We start from the raw sequence: 2,744 nt of genomic DNA, 5'->3' as shown, positions 1-2,744 counted from the left end.
ATATTGCCTCTGGTTATTTCTCAATTAAACCTGCACGTTTTAATAATGCCTCTGGTTGAGGTTCTTTGCCTCTAAAACGTTTGTACAACACCATTGGGTTTTCAATGCCACCTTGTGAAAGTATGTTGTCTTTAAATTTTGTGGCGACCTCCTTGTTGAATATTCCTTTTTCCTTAAAGTATTCAAACGCATCGGCATCCAAAACTTCTGCCCATTTATAGCTGTAATATCCTGATGAATAGCCGCCTTGAAAAATATGCGAAAACGATGTGCTCATACAATTTTCGGCTACATCCGGATACAGTTGAGTGTTTTCAAAAGCTTTCAGTTCATGGGCTTTAACATTGGTTATGGCGGTAGGATCAATGCCATGCCAACTCATATCCAGAAGTCCAAAACTCAATTGGCGTAAGGTTTGCATGCCTTCATGAAATGCTGCTGAATCCTTTATTTTTTGAACCAAATCCATCGGAATCAATTCGCCAGTTTGATAATGTTTGGCAAACAGTTCCAGCGCTTCTTTTTCATAGCACCAGTTTTCAAAAATCTGACTTGGTAATTCCACAAAATCCCAAAATACGCTTGTGCCGGACAAACTTGGATACGTCGTGTTGGCCAACATGCCATGAAGTGCGTGTCCAAACTCATGAAATAAGGTGGTAACTTCGTTAAACGTCAGTAATGACGGTTTGGTTTTAGTAGGTTTGGTAAAGTTGCAAACAATCGAAATGTGTGGGCGTTCATTATGGCCGTCTTTCACATATTGTGGCTTATAGCTGGTCATCCATGCGCCATTGCGTTTTCCCGGTCTTGGGAAGAAATCAGCATAAAAAACCGAAATGAACTCACCTTCAGCATCGGTTACTTTATAGGTCAAAACGTCTTCATGGTATTTGTCGATAGTTGTAATTTCCTCAAATTCCAGTCCGAATAATTTTTGCGCAATTTTAAAGGAACCGTTAATGACATTTTCGAGTTTTAAATATGGTTTTAATTTTTCGTCGTCCAGATCAAAGCGTTTGTGCTTTAGTTTTTCGGAGTAATATGCCGAATCCCATTTTTGAAGGATGTCAATACCATCCAAATCTTTTGCAAAATCTTGTAATTCATTAAATTCTTTTAATGCTGCGGGCTTTGCTTTTTCTAAAAGTTCTTGAAGAAAACTTTCTACTTTTTCGGGTGTTTTGGCCATTCGTTCTTCCAGCACAAAATTGGCATGGGTTTTATAGCCTAATAATTGAGCACGTTCAAAACGTAATTTTACAATTTGCAACACATTTTCCTGATTGTCTAAAGCGTCACCTTTAAACGCTTTTTTTCCGGCAGCGATGGCCAGTTTTTTTCTAAGTTCCCTATTATCGGCATAAGTCATAAAAGGGATATAACTCGGGTAATCCAACGTAAATAACCAACCCTCTTTATCCTTGCTTTCGGCTAGTTGTTTTGCGGCTTCCAAAACGCCTTCGGGCAAACCTGAAAGTTCGTTTTGATCTGAAACCAACATTTCAAAATTATTTGTTTCTGCTAGGACGTTTTCACCAAACTTAAGACTGAGTTGACTGAGTTGTTTGTCAATTTCCCTCAGCTTTTGTTTGTCATCATCAGAAAGATTGGCGCCATTGCGCGAAAAACTTTTGTATTTTTTATCAAGCAATGTTTGCTGTTCAACCGTTAAATTCAAATTGCTTTTTTGGTCATAAACAGCTTTTACACGTTTAAATAAGGCTTCGTTTAGAGTAATGTCATTGCTGAATTCTGATAATAGCGGCGATACTTGTTGTGCTATTTTTTGAATGTCATCATTGGTTTCTGCCGAATTGAGATTGAAAAAAATATGAGAAATCCTGTCTAATTGCTGTCCACTAAACTCTAGGGCTTCAATCGTGTTTTCAAAGGTTGGAGCGGCTTCTGTTGTGATGATCGCGTCTATTTCGGCTTTGGCTTCATCGATGGCAATTTTGAAGGCTGGTAGATAATCGGCATCTTTTATTTTTGAAAAGGGCGCCGTGTTAAATGTGGTATTGAAAGTTGTATTTAGAATGGTCATGGATTACTTGGTTGCAAAGTAAATATTGTGCTTTTAATGTCATAAGTCAAAAAAAACGCACAATTGTAATTACTTCAATATTTATATGTTAGGTTTTTCTATAATTATATTTTACATTTGGAACAATTGAAAAAACGATTTGATTAAAATCATTTAGTATAATTGATTAATAGCAGGAAGAGCCTCAACGTATGTTGGGGTTTTTCTATTTTAATTCTTCTGCCGATGCGTTCACTTTTGCTTTCAGATCTTCTTTGTAAGCAATAATGGTTTCCAAAACTTTGGCATCAGAGCTTCCGATGATTTGCGCTGCCAAAATACCTGCGTTTTTTGCACCGTTGAGTGCTACGGTGGCTACAGGTACGCCACCTGGCATTTGAAGAATGGAAAGCACAGAATCCCAGCCGTCAATAGAGTTTGTGCTCTTAACCGGAACACCAATAATAGGTAATGGCGATAAGGACGCGATCATGCCAGGTAAATGCGCAGCACCGCCGGCGCCGGCAATAATGACCGAAAATCCACGAGTATGCGCGTTTTTGCCATAATCAAATAATTTTTCGGGAGTGCGATGTGCCGAAACAATATCAACTTCAACAGCAATATTAAATTCTTTTAAAATATCTATGGCGTCTTGCATAACTGGCAAATCGCTTTTGCTTCCCATGATAATTCCTACTTTGCTCATAATTTTTTA

2 protein-coding genes are annotated in these 2,744 nt (G+C 38.0%); both read right to left on the bottom strand.

Annotated elements, in window-relative coordinates; all coding sequences use genetic code 11:
* Nucleotides 1–13 precede the first annotated feature (13 nt).
* Nucleotides 14–2,047, bottom strand: coding sequence for a M3 family metallopeptidase (locus tag VNJ50_RS03210; protein WP_325578996.1), 2,034 nt, complete (start codon nt 2,045–2,047; stop codon nt 14–16).
* A gap of 205 nt (nt 2,048–2,252) precedes the next feature.
* Nucleotides 2,253–2,735 (bottom strand): 5-(carboxyamino)imidazole ribonucleotide mutase, encoded by a 483-nt coding sequence (gene purE / locus VNJ50_RS03205; RefSeq protein WP_325578994.1) that lies wholly within the window; start codon nt 2,733–2,735, stop codon nt 2,253–2,255.
* Nucleotides 2,736–2,744: the final 9 nt, after the last annotated feature.

The sequence above is a fragment of the Gelidibacter sp. genome, assembly GCF_035577925.1.
Lineage (GTDB): Bacteria > Bacteroidota > Bacteroidia > Flavobacteriales > Flavobacteriaceae > Gelidibacter.
This window is presented reverse-complemented; position numbering and strand designations above follow the sequence as displayed.

Excerpts from the sequence above, each read along its gene's own strand:
- VNJ50_RS03210 (WP_325578996.1), bottom strand. The coding sequence starts at position 2,047 with ATGACCATTCTAAATACAACTTTCAATACCACATTTAACACGGCGCCC.
- purE (WP_325578994.1), bottom strand. The coding sequence starts at position 2,735 with ATGAGCAAAGTAGGAATTATCATGGGAAGCAAAAGCGATTTGCCAGTT.